11 protein-coding genes are annotated in these 19,050 nt (G+C 39.5%); 5 read left to right on the forward strand and 6 right to left on the reverse strand.

Annotated features, from left to right (window positions below):
* Positions 1-4: 4 nt before the first annotated feature.
* Positions 5-3,172, forward strand: coding sequence for a DUF1592 domain-containing protein (locus tag N475_RS14295; protein WP_063365463.1), 3,168 nt, complete (start codon positions 5-7; stop codon positions 3,170-3,172).
* Positions 3,173-3,201: 29 nt separating this feature from the next.
* Positions 3,202-4,428, forward strand: a complete 1,227-nt coding sequence (locus N475_RS14300) for a DUF1552 domain-containing protein (RefSeq protein ID WP_081216066.1) — start codon at positions 3,202-3,204, stop codon at positions 4,426-4,428.
* A 541-nt stretch (positions 4,429-4,969) separates the two neighbouring features.
* Here N475_RS14300 and N475_RS14305 read toward each other — a convergent pair.
* Together N475_RS14305 and N475_RS14310 are read right to left on the reverse strand one after the other, a co-directional pair.
* The gene (locus tag N475_RS14305) at positions 4,970-7,879 is read right to left on the reverse strand and encodes a hypothetical protein (protein WP_063365464.1); all 2,910 of its coding nucleotides are present in this window, start codon (positions 7,877-7,879) and stop codon (positions 4,970-4,972) included.
* Positions 7,879-8,517 (reverse strand): hypothetical protein, encoded by a 639-nt coding sequence (locus N475_RS14310; RefSeq protein WP_063365465.1) that lies wholly within the window; start codon positions 8,515-8,517, stop codon positions 7,879-7,881. Before N475_RS14310 ends, N475_RS14305 begins: the two co-directional genes overlap by 1 nt.
* 1,105 nt (positions 8,518-9,622) lie before the next feature.
* Between N475_RS14310 and gdhA the strand changes: the two genes are divergently transcribed.
* Entirely contained in the window at positions 9,623-10,966 is a 1,344-nt protein-coding gene (gene gdhA, locus N475_RS14315; protein WP_063358875.1) for an NADP-specific glutamate dehydrogenase, read from the forward strand.
* Between the two features lie 153 nt (positions 10,967-11,119).
* Here gdhA and N475_RS14320 read toward each other — a convergent pair whose 3' ends face one another.
* A complete protein-coding gene (locus tag N475_RS14320; RefSeq protein ID WP_063358874.1) occupies positions 11,120-12,121 on the reverse strand; it encodes a sensor domain-containing diguanylate cyclase in 1,002 nt (333 codons plus the stop codon).
* Positions 12,122-12,733: 612 nt separating this feature from the next.
* Positions 12,734-13,156: a hypothetical protein gene (locus tag N475_RS14325; protein WP_063358873.1), complete on the reverse strand. Its 423-nt coding sequence runs from the start codon at positions 13,154-13,156 to the stop codon at positions 12,734-12,736.
* 390 nt (positions 13,157-13,546) lie between these two features.
* Here N475_RS14325 and N475_RS25520 point away from each other — a divergent pair, with 390 nt between their 5' ends.
* A complete protein-coding gene (locus N475_RS25520; protein ID WP_155732580.1) occupies positions 13,547-13,690 on the forward strand; it encodes a hypothetical protein in 144 nt (47 codons plus the stop codon).
* Between the two features lie 317 nt (positions 13,691-14,007).
* Here N475_RS25520 and N475_RS14330 read toward each other — a convergent pair whose 3' ends face one another.
* Positions 14,008-15,837: a hypothetical protein gene (locus tag N475_RS14330; RefSeq protein ID WP_063365466.1), complete on the reverse strand. Its 1,830-nt coding sequence runs from the start codon at positions 15,835-15,837 to the stop codon at positions 14,008-14,010.
* A gap of 765 nt (positions 15,838-16,602) precedes the next feature.
* On the opposite strand from N475_RS14330, the gene N475_RS14335 reads away from it, so the two are divergent.
* Entirely contained in the window at positions 16,603-18,366 is a 1,764-nt protein-coding gene (locus N475_RS14335; protein ID WP_063358871.1) for a S41 family peptidase, read from the forward strand.
* A gap of 104 nt (positions 18,367-18,470) precedes the next feature.
* Here N475_RS14335 and N475_RS14340 read toward each other — a convergent pair whose 3' ends face one another.
* The gene (locus tag N475_RS14340; RefSeq protein ID WP_063358870.1) at positions 18,471-18,998 is read right to left on the reverse strand and encodes a TerB family tellurite resistance protein; all 528 of its coding nucleotides are present in this window, start codon (positions 18,996-18,998) and stop codon (positions 18,471-18,473) included.
* Between the last annotated feature and the right edge of the window lie 52 nt (positions 18,999-19,050).

Consider the following 19,050-nt stretch of genomic DNA (forward strand, 5'->3'; position numbering starts at 1 on the left):
GAAAATGAAATTCAATAATTTACAACGTTTTGTTGCTTTTACTCGCCTTAGTTTTGTGGCGCCAGCATTTGCGAAGTTAGTCACTTATATCTGTTTACTGGCGAGTGTGCCTTTGGCTCAGGCCGCACAGTGTTCATTCACAATCCCTGATAATTGGAACAATGGATTTAAAACCGAGATAGTGATTGCAAATAACTCAGACCAAAATCTCAATGACTGGACCATTGAGCTAACATGGAATCAAGGCATATCACTACAAAACAGTTGGAATGGCAATTTTAATTGTGATGACGGCGGTTGTACGATTACTTCTCAGGGTCATACAGTCCATGCCAATCAATCATTTGGCTTAGGTTTTGTAGCCAGTAAAAATGGACTGGCCGATGAAGTAGTAATTAGCCTCACGGGTGATATTTGTACAAATTCAGAACCTACACCACCAGGTGATGTAACAGAGACGGGCTTATGGCAACTTGACAGTACTGAGTCCTTGTTGAGCTATGTTTCAGTTAAAAAAGATCATGTTGCTGAGCTGAACCAGTTTGTAGATATCGATAACTCGGCTCCTGCTGTGTCTGGCAGTATTGAGGCTGACGGGAGTGTTAAGATTGGCGTCGATCTAAATAGTATTTCTACTGGTGTGGACATCAGAAACAGCCGGATTTTGGATTTACTCTTTGAAACTGATTTATTGCCTATGGCTTATTTCAGCACTCAGATTGATCAGGCACTGTTGAGCAATCTGGATATTGGTACTTCGATGACTCAGAGTATAACAGGCGAGATTAGTCTACATGGTGTTAGCCAAGAGGTTAGTGTAGACGTTTTAGTTGCAAAACTCGCTACCGGAAGGGTTAATGTCAGTACCTTAACGCCTATGATCATCGACAGTAAATCCTTTGATATGGACTATGGGATAGAGGCTTTACGTGTTGTCGCAAACCTAAGTAGTATTGGTGAGGCCGTTCCGGTTTACTTTAACCTCACATTTTTATCAGCTGAGCAAGACAATTTCCAACCTGTTGCTATGGGTTCTAAACCCGCTGCGCCTACTCAATTAAGTGCAAGTGTGCTCTCGAGCGATAGCAAAGCGCAATTAAATTGGCGTGACAACAGTAATAACGAGACTAATTATCTGGTGCGTTTTAAAAGTGTTGAAGGCCGTTGGCAAACAGCAGCAGAGTTGGCATCTAATTCGAACTTTTATGAATCCGGTTTGCCAGAGTCAGGCGAGTTCGATTACAAGGTAATTGCGCTCAACAACTCCGTGCCGTCAGAGCCAAGTAACATTGAACGTATCGTTGTCACACAAACAGACCCAGTTGCCAGAGGCATGCAATTATATAAAACAGGCTGTGCAGGTTGCCATGGCTCAGAAGCGGGCGGTTTAGGCTCATTTCCAGCGCTCAATACTGAGCGAGATATACAAACCATGATAGATATCATTACCACAACGATGCCTTACGGCACGCCGAGCGCGTGTGACGAACAGTGTGCAACAGATATTGCTGCATATCTACAAACACTCTGGCCTGCACCTTTGACCTGCGACTTAGCTTTAACGCCTGTTGCTTATGGTGCGAGACAATTAAAGATTTTGACTCAAACTGAGTATCAAAATACCGTGGAAGACCTGTTAGGTGTTAATTTTGAGGTTTCAGATGGTTTATCGCCTGATTCTCAGGTTGGCTTTTTTATAAATAATACGCATGCCAGTGTACAGCCCTCAAACTACAGCAACTACTTATTAGTAGCTGAAGAACTTTCACAGTGGGTGGCTGAGAATAACTTTTCACCCGCTCTAAATTGCGCTGCAATTGACGAAGATTGTGCCAATAGTTTGGTTGATGAACTCGCGCCAAAGATATTCCGCCGTCCATTAACGCAAGAGGAGTTACAAAACTACAGACTGATCGCCACCGGCTTTTTCCATAATGGAGATATTGAAGCCGGAATGAAGCTGGCTTTGGAAGGGTTACTGTCTTCACCACAGTTTATCTATCGTCATGAGTTAGGGGAACGCAATCCAGATAACTCTGAATTAGATGCTGATGCCTTTGAACTTACATCGTGGGAAATGGCCACTTTCCTGTCTTACACGTTTACAGGCTCAACCCCAGATCAGCAACTTTGGCAAGCCGCTGAGCGTGATGAGCTTCGTGATGAAGATAATATCATTGCCCATGCCAATCGACTTGCAGGCAGTGCTAAGTCCGTGCTTGGAGACTTTGTTGGCAGTTGGTTAGGTACAGGTAGTTTAGAAGTGGCAACCAAAGATCAAAACGTGTACCCAGGCTTTGCTCAATTGGTGCCTGCTATGAAGGCAGAGATGAATGAAACCTTTTCATACATCATGACTCAACAGGATGAGAGCTTCAGCTCGTTTTATGCCGCAAATTTCACCTTTGTAAATCAGCTATTGGCTGAGCACTACAATATTGCGGGTATAACAGGTGATGATTTACAAAAAGTAGATACAACAGAGCGTGGTGGTATTTTAGCCAATGGGGCGTTTATGGCTCGCTGGGCGGAGGTTGCAGAATCACACCCAATTTTACGCTCAGTACGCGTACGTCGTCGCATGTTGTGTCAAGATCAACCAGATCCACCAGCTGGTACCTTTGAGGCCAGAGAGCAAAGGCTTGCCGAGTTATCTGACATGCTACAAGATCCGGCAACAACCAACCGACTCAAGTATCACAGCTTAACTGAAGGTCAGCCTTGCTCTAATTGTCATGAAAAGTACATCAACCCAATGGGATTCGGGATGGAAGACTTTGATGCTGTGGGCAAAATTAGAAGTGCGGATAACAACGGCAATGCGATAGATGCATCTGGCGTCCTCTTCGCTCCAGAAAAATACGCAGAAGTCAGTGATTCTGTCGCATTTAATGGGGCCAAACAATTAGGTGCAGTTATTGCGGATCTTTCGTCTGCGCAAAGTTGTTTACCCCAACAAATGTTCCGCTATGTCATGGGTGTTGGTCATGACTCTGTCGATCCATCAAGTGAAGAAGACCGACGCCTCTCTGAAACAGAGCAAATCGGGTACATGTGCGAAATAGACACACTCACAGACGCCATGATGCAAAACAGCCCAAGAGCCATGTTAGAGAAGTTTGGCTCATTGAAGTCTGTTCGCTATCGCAAAGCTTGGTCCAGAAATGAATAGTGCGGCTCACAATACAGAAGGTTAGCAAAATGAAAGATGAACATTTAAATAACATGATGATGTCACGCCGTAGACTATTAAAAGTGTTTATGGCATCGGGGATCTCTACCGCCTTGATCCGTACTTCACCGCTAGTATCAGGTTTACTTTTTGCAAGAGATGCGGATGCTCAGAGCGCAGGGTTGCCTAATAAAACAGTGTCGATTTATATACCTGGTGGCTCAATAGCATCGCTGTGGAACCCCACCGGAAGCGGCGACAACATGCAGTTAGGTGCTATGTCTGCTGGGTATGAAGCAGTTAAAAATGAATGTAACTTTATGGTCAATATGTCACATTCAAATGCAGGACATGGCCGTATGCCAATCCTACTTGCTCAGAATTGGGGGAGTGACAGCTATGATGTCACTATGGGTAATGCGTTAGGTCCCAACTTGCCATTTCGCTATCTGAATTTGGGCGTTCACAGTAACGGCCAAGGGCAGTTGACCAAAGACAACCGCAATCACTTGCCGTTTCAAGAAAACCCCTTCACGGTATATAAAATGGTGTTCGGCACCGCACAAGGTAGCAATAGTAAAACGCCAATCATGAATGCACATATGTCAGCAGCCAATGCGATTAAGAGCAGGCTTGCAGGGTACGAAATACAGAGGATGAATGACCACCTTGATGCGATTGCAGACACACAAAGGCGATTAGATGACCTATACGGAGGCGTTTCTTGCGGTATAGCTCCTGATGATACTGAATTTCCTTTGACCTTTGATACATTTAGTCAGCAAGCGCGTTTGCAAGCAGATATCGCGGTGGCAGCACTGCAGTGTAACCTGACGAGTTCTGTATCATTGGCGTTTGGCAATCACCAAGCTGAGTTTCGTATTCCTGAGTTGAATTTCCAAGGACACTATCACAATGCAATACATGGCGGGAGCAATGGCCAGCCTAACTATCCGTATTACACCGAGATGCGCAGTCACTTGGGTAGCTTAAGCGCATATTTGATTCAAAAGCTTAAAGCAGCAGGCATACTTGATAGTACGATTGTGTTAGAAACCTCGGATATGGGACATGCAGATAAACACTCAGCTAACCCATGTGCTTATCTAATTGCAGGCGGCGGTGATCGAGTAAATCGAGGTGTAGTCAGTGATATGGGCTCAGGTTTCAATCAACATGATGTATTGCATACCGCAGCTAAAGCATGTGGTGTTGACCTTGGCTTTGGAAAAGAGATCCCAGGGATTATTGTTTAGGAGATAAATGCTGCTCATAGCTGGCTGCTATTTACAGATGTTTTCAAGGCTTCAAATCCGATATTAGATAATAATATCGGATTTGCTCTGCAAACCTATCAAGCTTCTCGGTCCATAAACCTGAGCACTCTAATTTAAAGTCGCGAGTTTGTTGTCTATTTTTTTACTTGGCAGAGAACAGTATAAACCTCTATCGTGTTAAGTCTAAACCTGTAGGAGAGGTGGCATGTATCTCTGAGCTTGGTTTGATGAGAAAAGTAAGATGGCCTTTACCAACACTTGCATTACTACATCGGTGATAGCAATCATCAATTGAATTTTTCCTTTTTTAAGCTTTATGAATCCGCACGCTACGGATTTTCATTGCCCATGGAACTGCATTCAATGGCAAAGTTGGCTATGATGACTTTCAGTTGTATCAACCTAGAAATGACAGCTACCGGTTGAACAACCAGTCGCTATCTGAGTATGTCTGAGTGAGTGCATCTATGGCACACAAAGCCCGGAAAACGTATTGCTAACATGAATCAAGTTTGTACTGTTACTCCTGTACTGCTCCTATGAACGCCAATACAAAAGGCTCGACTTGCGATGTATGCTGACGCATTATCGTCACGCTAACTCTAACTTTGTTTGCTATTTGCTGTTTAATTGCAGTGCATTGCTCTTTTTTAACTGTGACATCCTTAGTACACTCACCTAGTGCTTCATGGAACCTGGCCAGTAAATAAATATTCTCTAGCACACCGTTGGCTATTTGGCTTCTACTGCTACTCTTTAGTGCTTTTGTATCGTCTATTATCTTTTTTGTTTTAGTTTTTGCGGCTTTTAATCCTAAAAATAGCTTGTCGTTTTGAGTGTCATACTTTTCTAGGTTATCCAAAAGAGATTTTTGTTTAACTAACTCATCTCTCAATGGTAAGGTGTGTTGATGCAAAAAAGATGTGAACACTTTTTCGCTTGTAGATTGTGCTGTTTCTTGATTTACCCCATTGGGGATGACACCTGCCAAATTAGAAATATTTGATTTTTTTATATTGAACAAAGCAATATTCTTTATTGAGTCAATCATTTCTTTCTTATCTTCGGAGTACTGTTTGATATACCAGTTTCCTATATCATCCTTAGCGACCACATAGTTGACATCTCCACCTCCTTTCACTGCAACACGGTTAATATTGTGCCAATTCTGGTTGTCTAACTTTTGTAAAATGGCATTACTTGATTGAACAAGACTCCTGTTTAAAAACCGCATTCTTTGCATAAGTTCTGAGTTATCTAGCAAGGTTGTCGGTCTCATTGTCATTCGGATTGCATCTGAAGTAGCTCGAAGAAATGAATTCTCTGAGCGAAAATATCTAGCAGTTTCCAGTGCTTTATTTAGCCTTTTAACTTTTTCTGTATCTCCGCGTTTATCTGCCAATACTCTTTCTACGGCAAGGTGATACAATAAGCTATCCCACACTTGCTCAGTATTGAGGCTGCTACTTAACTCATCGTCTTTGTTAAAGTCTGGTAAGTTGTGTTTTGTGGTGGTTTCTCGCAACTGTGTTAGGTACTCATTTAAAACCTTTTGCTCAGCGCTTTTCAACTCAAGGGATTTACCTTTTGGAGTTTGGTAATTTTTTACGATGCAGTTAACAATATTCTTAGCGCGCCAATTAACAGACACAACGTAATTGTTTGCTTCTACAGCTAAACACTTTGATTTCAATGTCGCCTTCAGGTTAGTTAATAGATCGCATTGAGCCTTATTATTGTTGTTGCATTTTGACTCTGGCTTCAAACGTTCTTCACTATCTAGCCAAAGCGCCAAATCTTCGGTGATATTTGAACTCTCTGACCTTATTGTGTTTGCAATGGCATTTTTTAGTAATTTTGCATGATCACCATTGTTTCTTTTAGTGAATTGGCTTTGTCTTTCAATATCATTTGCAAGTACTTTAGTTGAATTTCCGATTGCTTGAAGCACAGCAATAAACTTTTTAACTTGCTGCTTTGCTTTATTTTTTTCCTCTTCGCTATCATCGAGGTTCGCGTTCCCATGAAGTAAAACGAGGTTATTTGCTAAAAAGAGTATTTTCTCTGAAAAGCTCTTTAAGTCAGATTGAAATTCACGTTTGACATCCTTGGCATTTTCACACTCTATATCGTGTTTAAGCTTATTATACTGGTCATGCTCACTCTTGCTATCGGTTTCATAACAGCCTGAGTAGAGGAGCTCTTTGTAATCATTAATAACCAGTTCTAAGCCTCTACTGGTATCGCTCCCTAATCTTTTAAGCCCTCTGCTAAAGTTTAAGTCATCCCATTCCCCAGTTTGAGCGTTTAATCTTTGGTCTACGTTTGGGGCCTTTGCTAGTCGTTTATCTAAGTCTGTAGTTTTCACTCCTAATGAGTCCAGCTTAGCCTGTGCAGCGAGAACACAAATGGAAAAGAGGTGAACATCTTGGTTTATTTTTAACTCAGCGCTACATTTCGGTACACTCAATTGTTGCAGTTTTTCCAAATCTGCATTGCTAGTTAGCACTGAAAGCAACTCATTTTTTAATAGCCTCACATCCTCGTTCGTCAGTTGAGGCTCATTATTTTCATTGCTTTGTAGCAACTCTTCAAGTGAGATTACTGTTTTAGCTGCTGTTATTAAACTCTCATTAGCTGCTAACCAAGCACTATCATAATACAAGCTGAGATTCTTAAATCTTTCTGTAATACTGTTTATCTGCTCATTTTTTAAATGACTGTCAGTTAGAGAATCTATTATTTTTTTGAAATTTATATCTTTGTTGACTGCATCGATTAGGAAGTTTGAATCTTCGCAGGGCCCCATCTGATTGGGTTTACAAAACACCGATTCAAACGCTTGTTCCTTTTCAGTTAATGGTGCAATAAATGACTTAACTGCTTTGACTTCATTTGACTCATTTTTAATATTAGAAAAATTACTTTGAATAAAACTCTGGTCTTCATACTTGTTAGGCTTTAATTTTGCGTAAATACCATCTTGGTACTTGAGCTTTCTGAACAATAAGTTGTAGTTACTTTTAAAGGTCTGAAAAGCACCTTGCTCATTGGTATACATATGGAGTATTTCGTTTGCAAGATAGTAAGTTATATCTCCTTCATACGCGAGATACTTCGCAGAACTAGGATATGTACGATAACGATCTACTTCTATTGGGTTTATCCTTCTGCATGACTCTAATTTCTTTGATTTCTTTGATTTCTTTGATGATTTGGAGATTAGTTCGTCATCGCACTTATATGTATCTCTGATATATCCAAGCATAGGTCTTGCTGCGGTAACCATGGCTGCAACTTGGTCTAGACGTTCGGTTGCTTGACTATTTAACGGGCCATTGTAAACATCAACCTCAATTAACAATGTGGAGCATCCAGACATAAATGCAGTAATAGGGAAAAGTAGATTAAATCTATTTATTCTCATCATTATTCCGCTCCCTCTGTACACAAACTTGTAGAGTTGCGACAAAACCCTTCAAGAAGTTGCCTTTCTTGCGCTATGGATAAAAGTTCTTCCATCAGCATACGATTAACCGGATCATGTGCTTTGGTTTGTTCAAAGCTGAGTAATTCCCCCATCGCACTATCAATAGCAGAAAAGAAATTATGAGGAGAAGATCCCATAACAATGACGAGACGGTGATTTTCAGGGCCCTCTCTGACTCCTTCCGGACCCATTAATACAAACTTTCGCCTAGCACTGGTTATTTGTTCGCCACCATTTGCATCTACGTTTAGCCCTTGATTTGTCATTTCAACTTTGCTGGTTAATGTATCAATTGACTCTGCTGGGACCCAACCCGATGCAAACTTCATGTCACTGAATAGGTTCGACTGACCTCTAACTGTTATTCTATAAAACGTGGGAGAGATTTGATTAATGGGGTCGAAAACTCCCAAGTAATATACTTGGTATACTTCGCCAGTGACAGTGTGGGTAGTAAAGTATGTGCTTCCGCCTCCAGCTATCGCACCAACAACGCCTGCCTCTTGAGGCGTTAATCCACAGCCTCCGAGCGTGTAGCATAAAAACAAAGCAGATAATTTTGCGCGAACATGCCTCATACAAATTTCCCTATCTACATGAATTGAAGATTGCCTACAAAGTGAAATTTAAGTAAAGGCAATAGATACATACTTTTCAAGCAAAGGTGCCCTAAATTGCTAAAGTCACACATCAAAGGTATTGGCATAAATATTCATTGATACACACCATATATAATTTATCTTTGTTTGTTTTTATTGAGGTGTCGGATTAATTTTAATTGTATTTGTTAGTGTTGTTGTAAATGGTTGAAATTTTATTTGTTTAATTTAAAAAAAGGACGTTTAAGTGGTTTTTAATTTGTGGTTATTGGTGCTTGTTAATTTATTTTAATGGAGGGTTTTTTATATATTTTGTTATATGAGAATTCCATTTGTTCTTGTTGTAATGCTGGAGGTATTGAAACTGTTGTGCATCAAAGTTTGGTATTTGATTATTATTTAATGGTTTATAAATGACGGGCTATTCTAGAGGTGAAAAGTATGCTTGCTAAATTCACCAATTTTAAAAATACAGGAGCAACTTCGGAGAAAAGTCCCAGTGAAAAGGTAAATACCAGTGCTTTTGAAAGGAGAAGATCATTGGAACTCTATAATTGAACAACTTAACTTTCGATAGAACGGTATTTTTGCCACAGGGTAAATCGCTTAGGCTAATGAGACTTTCAAGTTGTGAGACTCAAAGGTGATGATCAGCAACGAATAGCTAGATTGAATGCGAGCTACTCACAAATAGTCAAGAGTATTTTCCAAGTGACAGCGGTGTACAGCGTATATGCCCTTAAATGCTTCACTTAAACAAAACCTAAATATAATCAAAATATTACTTACTTAAATTACCTGTATATATGACTTCTGGGTCAAAGCTAGCAATGCTCATTTAAGTTTTAGGCAGTGGTATGTGGTAGCAGTAGAACAGTTCTATGTAGACTAAAGAAAGGCAGCAGTTGCTATTGCTATTCATAGGTTAAAAGGTGCTCATTTAATCTATTTTTACGAACATGGTGTTCTTAAAATACCGCAAGTGGAATAGTCAAAACTAAGCTAACATCAATATCACTGAAAGAGTTTGAACGCAGCTACTTTTAAAAAGAGTAGTCAAAATATGATTTAAGTAGGTATACATATGTACGATGATTTAACACTAGAACACTTCATGGATGGATTGGTAAAACGTAACCCTTATGAGCCTGAATTTCATCAGGCGGTTAAAGAGGTTGCGGAGTCAGTTATTCCTTTTATTAATAAAAACCCAAAGTATAAACAAGCGCATATTCTCGAAAGAATGACTGAACCAGACAAAGTAGTTTCGTTCAGGGTATCTTGGGAAGATGATGAGGGGAATATCCGTATAAATCGTGGATATAGAGTGCAATTTAACAATTCAATTGGCCCATATAAGGGAGGTTTGAGGTTCGACCCTTCAGTAAATATGAGCGTGCTTAAATTTCTTGGATTTGAGCAGACCTTTAAAAATAGTCTGACAACATTGCCTATAGGCGCAGGTAAAGGTGGGTCAGATTTTAATCCAAAAGGGAAATCTGACCGTGAAATTATGCGATTTTGCCAGTCTTTTATGACGCAACTCTATCAACACATTGGCCCTAATATGGATGTGCCGGCGGGAGATATTGGTGTAGGAGCACGAGAGATTAGCTACCTTTTTGGCCAATATAAACGTTTAACTCACCAGTTTGAGAGCGTGTTAACAGGTAAGTCGCTCGAATTTGGAGGGAGCCTGATCCGAACAGAGGCGACTGGATATGGAAATGCCTATTTCATGCAGTCTATGCTAATTCATAGCGGCCAGATTATTGAAGGTAAAACCTGCCTAGTTTCGGGCTCTGGGAATGTTGCACTGTACTGTGCAGAAAAAATCATTCAATTGGGTGGTAAAGTACTCACGTTATCTGACTCGAGTGGCACACTGCTGGTTCCAAATGGTATTGAGCAAACACAACTAGATATTATCAAAGATATAAAAACAAATAAGAGACAGCGTTTAGGCGTGTTGACTGAGTTGTTTGAGTGTGAGTTTTATGAAGGTAAAAAGCCATGGAGCATCAAAGCGGATCTAGCCTTTCCGTGTGCGACACAAAATGAACTAGACGAGGACGATGCTAGTTTATTGGCTGAACATGGCTGTTTAGCTGTATCTGAAGGGGCAAATATGCCATGCACCCCTGAGGCGGTTCACACATTTCATGAACGCGGTATCCTTTACGCGCCTGGCAAGGCCGCAAACGCTGGTGGAGTTGCAGTCTCCGCACTGGAGATGTCTCAAAATAGTATTCGCATGTCCTGGTCTGAAAATGAACTTGAGCAAAAGCTACATAATATTATGCAGCAAATTCATGATCAGTGCGTCAAATACGGTGAGCATGATGGCAAAGTCAATTATGTAGATGGTGCGAATATCGCTGGGTTTATTAAAGTTGCAGATGCTATGTTGGCCTATGGTGTTGTTTAGTAAAAGCTAGCTTAGATTACGTAAATATCACCTACCTTCTACTCTATAAACCCCAAGGTAGGTGATGTATATGTGTAGATTTGTTTTTAGAGCTATGGGGGTTGGTAAGAAGAAACAGTGCACTTAAAGTGAGAGCTGTAATTTGTAAATTGATTATATTACAGTAGTTAAATTACGCCCATTTTGTTTAGATTGATAGAGTGCCTGATCAGCGCGGCAATAAACGCACTCAAGCTTATCATCCTCACGATGCACAGATGTGACACCACAACTGATTGTGATTTTGATCTTGCTTTGCTCATACTGAACAGACATATCTTCGACTGCTTGACGGATTCGCTCAGCATACTTAGATATCGATTTGTCGTTACCCTCAACCAATATGACAAACTCTTCTCCCCCCATTCTAAAAAAATGGTCGGATTTGCGAATAACTTGCCTGACTACACTGCTAAAATTTATCAGCACTTGGTCTCCTGCATTATGTCCATAGCAGTCATTAATACGTTTAAAGTTATCTATATCTATCATGATCATAGAAAATGGTTGATGTTTGATTTTCCATCTACTAAACATCTCATTGCCTACCGTGGTTAAGCACCTTCGATTACTTGTTTCGGTTAAAGGGTCCGTTTCGGCGCGCTTTTTCTGTACTGAAATTTCCATTTGAGAGTGAAGGTAGTTTGCTAACCAGTTAGCGATGCACTCTAGCATGACTGCATCCTCAGGCTGATATGCACTATCGCTTAAACTACCAATATTTAGTGTGCCAAAGCAATTGCCTAGCTTCTGTAATGGTGCATCCATACAAGAGTTTAATCCTCCTTGATGTAACTTTTTACAATCTAAATCCTCTGACTTTCTTAAATTATTTTGGATCTCAAGGGTCTTATTTTGGTACACCCTCCCTACCATTGTTCCATGGATAGGTAAGATTGTTTTCGCTTTGATGGCATTGTTACCGAACAACGCATAGACTTCTAGCGTTTCGTCTGGTCGGTTTCCTAAACAGACACTTGCTCGGTCAGATTCAATGATTTTGGGTAGCCAGTATGATATTAGGTTTAAAGTCTCATTCAGATCTTGAGAACGCGACAGTGCATTCATGAACTTTATAGGTAGGCAAATTGATTCATAGCTGGGTGACGCTGACATACTCAACTACCAAAAGATTAATTAGGTTTTTAAAATTATAGCCGAAGAACAAACATCCAATACAATTATGTGACATCTTTTGATGTTGCCTAACGTCGAGAGGAAGCAATAATGTGTATAAACTATTTATACTGTTTGTTGATATTTTTATTCTTGAGCTTCATACGGAATTGGAAAAGCGATTGAGTAAAATATTTTACGACAGCTAAATTCTTTATGTTTAGATATATAACAGGAGTTTCTACAAAGGCTATTTATAGGCTATGAGGGCTCTTTGTTAACAAGTGTTGTGCTACTTTTTGATAGCTGCATGCTGGCTAAAGTGAGTCCAAATACAGTATTTTCCACTTTTACCCGTGTTTCTATGTACTCGATAACAATAAACAATGGAAGAGGCCTTTAACTGGTAATTTCACGTTCAATTCTTTAAGGATATGAACGCATTAAGGCTCTCTTCTAAGTTCATGCATTTTAATATACAAGATTCTTTATCTTTACTAGTGACTATATTTTCGCTTTTTCAAAAAGATAACCCAGCTAGGGATTACTTACTTTTAGGTAGCTTATACTTAATTGCATTCTTGCAATGCAGTATGCTGTTTTGTGCCATGATTAAGCTTTACTACTCAGAAACATACCACTATGAGTGCTTCCTTGATTTGGCGAGTTTGAGAATAGTCCACTGACATAAGTTGACGCTTGGTTTCGAATTAGCGATTGAACCTCCGATAGTTCCTTTTCAAGATTATTTTTAAGCTCGTCCAGTTTAGTGCGTTTTTCATCGTTAAGCTCACCGGACTCAAGTTGCAATGACTTGATTTGTTGCTGTAAAGACAGAATACTTTGTACTCGCTTATCCTTAGTTTGTACGTTCTCGCTTTTTGTGTCTTCTTTATTCTCTGCGTTGGCTTTTTCCGCCTCTACTTTCTGGGGATCAGTTGTATGGGACGTCTGTGATTGATCGACCTCTTCTTCCTTGGATTTTAAAAGCGAGTTGTATCCGGTATATCCGGCAGGTAAGTTGTTAACATTCATACAGGCAGTTTCTTGACAGAAATTAAATATTTACTTGTTTAGCAAGAATAGTGCCTGCATTTTTAACTATCCTAGGTGTTACTGCGTGATGATACAAAAGAGTAAAATTAACAATAACCTTTCAAAACAATGAATACTATAACGATAGTTAGAATTATTGCCCCAAACTGGCTGTTAGTATTTCAAGTGAGAGTAAATATTCAAAATTTAATATAGTTATTTAAAATCAGTCAGTTACTTTTTTGTTCGATTTTCTCAAGGCTTGGTGAAACTTAAATGTAGCGTTTTTGTTTTTAATGTTAATTTATAAATATAATCATATTGCTCTATTCCTTTTAAAAGTTGCTCATGTAATAATCGATTTGGGTTTTAAACAAAAAGGAAATTAAAATGAAACTGAAATTAAAATTGAAAAAAACGAAACTTAGAGAGTTACAGGCAAAAGATATTCTGCGTGATGGTCAGACTAAAAAAATCGGTGGTGGCTGGTCTAATTCAGGGTGTTTTTTAGACGATCCATGTAAGCACTACTAATCGTCCAGATTTTGAAGAGTGATCAATCACTCTTCATTTGTGAACGAAAGAAAGCCACATAGCAGAAGTTTTCGTATTTCGTGATAAAAGCTAAACAACCTCCTATATTGTTTTCAGATCATCCTCTTCTATTCAATTAACGAAAAATAGCGCCATAAACGGAACTTTTCTTGTACCTGTGGAAAGCTCTAAAACATAAAAGAGTTAAATGGGTAGTACCGTGAAAAAAAGGGCCCAAGTTCGACCCCTGATTATATGCTAAGGTATGAGCAAAATCTTACACTTTAGTCTGTTTCTAAGCGCATAAAAAAGCTGTGCTAGCTGGGATTTTTATCACTTAAACATGCGCTATTTGGTCGTTCGGAAATACGACGCCATACTCCCCAAGGATCTTGACTGAATACTTTACTGGGGGCGTTACCTCCTACAATATACCATTCGTTTTTGTACTCATGACAGTCCAGAGCATCAATAACAATTTGACCAGGTTGGTTATATAGTTTACTTGGATCCCAATAACCATCCTGTACTGGAGGTGGGGGAGTGTGCGGACCATGCTCAAACGAGCAGGTGTTTTCTGATAAGGTTAACTTGAGTTGCGCGCTCAGTGATACATAGGTCTCATCTATTGTTGCTTTTAAAGCTGCAAGTGCGTTATTTGCTTCATTGGTGCAGTCATATGCTCCATCGCTCGACTTGAGTTGAACAAATTGGCCGTTGATATCAACTGCAATTCGATTTTGAGATAGCACGAATTCGTTGACATCCGCTTGAGCAGCCTCATTATTGGCGACAACTAAGGCCGTTTTATCTGTGTAGTTATATAAGTAGAATTGCTTTTTACCTTGTTCGTCGTACGGACCTCCTTCGCCTAATTCATAAATAGGTAAGTTAACCATGATTTGCTCTAGGACATGGCCAAACTGGGTTTGATAGGAAATAGTGCCATTGCTTTTTAAATTATCGAATACAGCTTTAGACGCCGATTTGGCTTTGTCTATAACGACTTTCGAATAAAAACCATAGTTTTGTAGCAAGGACAGATAATTTGCAATGTCATCCCAGCTTAATTGAGAATCGTAGGTACTACCTTGTATAGCTGCTAGTGTTAAAGTGTTAGTGACATCTGGGATTTGTCTAATATATCGCGCGCCAAAATCATTTTGTTTTTGAAAGCAGGTCCAGTCGTCCTCTAAATCTTCAGTAATTGATACACAATGATCGAATATTTCTTGAGAGCGCAGTAATTGATCTTTGGCGGCATAAGGGCCGCGATTATACATAAAAGACATGAGCATAGAGAGTGCATCAGGATCTTTAGATTGCTGTAAAAACAAGTGCATTGAGTCTTGTGATAAATCTGAGCCCTGATTCCATGGCAATGAGCCACTTACAATAGCCAGCGCTGAGCCGTTATAAAAGCCACTACTGAGTGAGGAGCCGAGTATGTTTCTAGCTGGACCTGTGTGTGAACTGAGTACCGTCCTTGGATCGAGATTTTTGAATGGAAGAGGAAACCCACCGCCAACAACTCCTTGTAGTTCAGCCCATGCGCTTCCCGGGTATTCAATTTGGAGTACACCATCATCTTCATCTACACCCGCAGGTAGATCTTTTCCCAAAGAGCTCTCTTGCAAACCTTTTGACACAAAGTAGTTTGGGTTCATTTGTCGTTCGAAGTAATCACCAAAGCGTTCGCCAGTAGCAAATGGTTTAGTGAGATCAAATGTTCCATTTGCGCCCTTTCTTAGCCCATATTGCATTTGAATTCGGCTAGAAGCACTGGCATGCGCGAACGCAATAGCCCACAATTTATGCTCTACTATTGTATTGCTAGACGGTGTACCTATGACGCTAAGGTTCACTTCTGACGGGAACTCTTCTTGCCAATTTATATGGTAGAATTGCCCAGGTTTGTTACACCCTTCTCTGTCTATGTCATAGCCTCCATCAGGGGTTTCGATAATTTCACAGTGATAATTTACAGTCACTTTGTCTGCTAACAAAATTCGGTAATCAACAGCTCCCTGATACGTAGGCATGAGTTGTTGATATTGGTTTTCATCAATTGTTTGTATGGCTGAAGCTTGGTTATATAGGCCGCAAATTACTGCTGCGTATAAAGCCTTTTTTGATAAATTTTTCATAATTTAATAGCTCTTTTCATGTTGTATTTGAATTGTGTTTTGACATCGCTGTCAGTATAAAATATACAATCTAATGTATAAAAAACAAGCGAAATGATAATGCCCGTGTAAAGGTCATAAGGATCCGCAAACTAGACTGCGCCTTTGGTTGTACTTAAAAGTCTCGAGAGCGAGCGCTTTAGAATGTGCGTAACATATTGAAGAGGAGTTCAATTAGTAGAACAATCGCATCGACATAGCGCTTGGTATTTAAGGCTCTAACAATATGAATAAGTACTCTGAACAATACGTTGAGCTGGATGAAATTGTCTTTATAAAATTTAGATGACTGGATCATTAATTATAATTGCATCGCTCTGTAGGTTTTTTGAATTTATTATTCTGTGTATTAAAGGTTTATGGAATCTAATTTTTTGCAAAGTCAGAGTTAATATAAAACTATTTATTTCTGAATCTCTGGGTTGTTTATTTTTGGTTAAATTTTGTTTTAATAAATTTTATTAATCTTTTTATCGCTTTGCTTGGTGTTTAATATCTTTATGATTTTTATGTTTATTTTTTGTTTTACATAAGTTGGCTGGTCACAGTGATTATTTTATTTAACTACACCTTTGAATGTTTTTTGTTTTTAAGTGTATGTTTTATATTGTGATTTCACTTTGTTTTTCGTTTTGATTAATTTATGCATAAAGTAGGTGAGGTCAATTGACGAGCTAGAAAAATTGAGGTTATTTTAAATTCTCCTGAAAATAAAAAGGAAATTTTATGAATAATATTAAGTTAATAGTTCCAGCTCTTCTTATTAGTGCTACCACTGTTCATGCCAATGATAATAAGGTGAATGATTACGCAATTGATAGAATTGAAGCGTTCTCTAAAATCTCCAACCTAGTTGAATTTTACCATCCTAGTGCATCAGTTCAGGCGACAAACTGGGAGGCTTTTACAAAATATGGTGCGCATTATATAAATCAGAACCCATCTCAGGACTTTGCTACTCTGTTAAAGCATTTATTTAGTGACATTGCGCCTCATGTAACCTTTAACGATTACTTGACTGAACCAGAGCGACTAAGTCGAAATAGCGAAGTCTCTGGGTGGATTAACTTTGGCTACCCAAGCAAGAGAGGACATTATTCATTTAATAGGGAAGTCAGTACGATAAATTATGGAGAACTACATACAGAACCATTCTTACCACAACAGCAAGTTTATTATACTCAGCTAAATGGTGTGTATGTACGAGTGCCAATGCTACTTGAAGCAAATACGAGTGCAAAAGAAGGGGTTCCGTATAAGGCGCCTGACAACGTCAACATACCTGACACGCTAGAAAACCCTTATTACTGCTTTGGAGCTATGAGCAAAGTGTGGGGAGTGATGGAGCACTTTGGTCAGTATTTTCATCATGTTCCAGTTAATTGGAAAGCGGAACTAAAACCGTTACTAAAAGCTTGTCTGACGCAAGACGGGAAAAAAATTGGTGATGCACTGAAGTATTCACTTACTAAGTTGCAAGACAATCACGTGAATTTATATTCCCTTGATATTCCGGTGCATTATCAGTGGCCCGATGTTGGGTTTGAAATGGTAGAAGACAAGCCTGTATTAATTTACAAAGGTGCCGGTATTGAAGGTCTTGAAATCGGGGATGAACTTGTCGCCGTTGATGGCCAAGATATCCGTGAACTGATAGAAGAGAAAGTGCCATACTCTCTATCTGCCAACATCACTGCGCAAAGCGATATTCTTAGTAGTCAAGCCTTGCTCAGAGAAAACCCAACAGATGTTGTAACCTTAGACATTAAAAATAAAGATAATCAGCTGTCATCAGTACAACTCACAACAGACAAGCTGTTTTACAATATTTACTATAGCGCTATCGACAAGTATACGCATTTTGACCAGCCAACTTATCAAGTATTGGACAATAACATTCACTACTTGGACTTGGGCAAAGTCACAAATGATGAGCTACCTAGTTTGGTCGAAAAACTAGAAACAGCCAGTGGTATTATTGTTGATTTGCGTAACTACCCGGATGATTGGTTTGCTTGGCAGAATTTCCTGATGGCAATACATGACGGAAAAATTGAAGGACCAGAATTCAACATTCGCGTATCAAACCACCCTAACTATGAGCAAAGGCACGTATTCAACCTAGATTTATCAAGACAAGGAACAAGCAAGAAGCTAAACAAACCTATGGTAGTGTTGAGTAGTCGGTATAGTATTAGCCGCAATGAATTTGTGCTCGCCTTTTTCCAAAACTTGGATATCCCTGTTGTTGGTGAAGTTACCCAAGGTATTAATGGTGACATGACGCAAGTGTACTATGGTGGCGGCGGTCAGAATCGTTTGGTTGTGAGTTTTACAGGTGCAGAAGCGAGACAGGCTGATGGTAGCAAGTTAATTGGTGTGGGTGTTCAACCAGATATTGTGGTATCTCCAACTGTGGAAGATATCGTAAATAACCATGATACGATTAAAAGTACAGCGAAAAAATACCTTGAAACGCTCATTGAATAATCGCGGCTTCATATAGGTATAATCGAAAGAGAGGCGCGCTGTTTGCGTGCCTCTTTGCATAAGTTTACTTTCATCAAACCCGAATGTTGGTAGTTACTTTCGAATTACCACTTATTTGCGGACTGGTTTGGTAACCCTTTCACAGCGCTTTTAATGTATTGAGTTTGTATAGATGTAGCTGGCCCATCTACTTGGCTTATTCTATCCAAGAGCCCGATGATTGAAGCAACTTGCTCAGGAGTAAACTTATCAAAAGAGCGTTCAATGCTTTTTGCTGGTTTAGAAAAAAACTCTTGTCCATTTCCAATTAAATACACACTGGATGTAAGTAAATCTTTTGCTTCAGCTCGATCTACACGAAACTCTGACTCAAAAGCGTGCAGAAGTGCAGATTTTTGCGTTGCGGTTATATCTCCATCTACTTTTACGACCCCTGTTACAAGTAAAGCCGCTACATCCAATGGCGAGTCTAATTTGAATACAGGATTAAGGTCATGGTTTTTACGAAACTTGCGTCTTCTATGCCACGAGAAAGGATTAAGCCACCCAATATCAAACCCTGTTTCACTTAGTCTATTCAATAAAACCAGTATTGTTATAAGTGCACCTAATACACCTAAAATTATATGCATTTTTCAGTATCCCTAATTCATGTTCCCACTATATGTTCCCATTATGAAACGG

Source organism: Pseudoalteromonas luteoviolacea DSM 6061 (assembly GCF_001625655.1).
Lineage (GTDB): Bacteria > Pseudomonadota > Gammaproteobacteria > Enterobacterales > Alteromonadaceae > Pseudoalteromonas > Pseudoalteromonas luteoviolacea.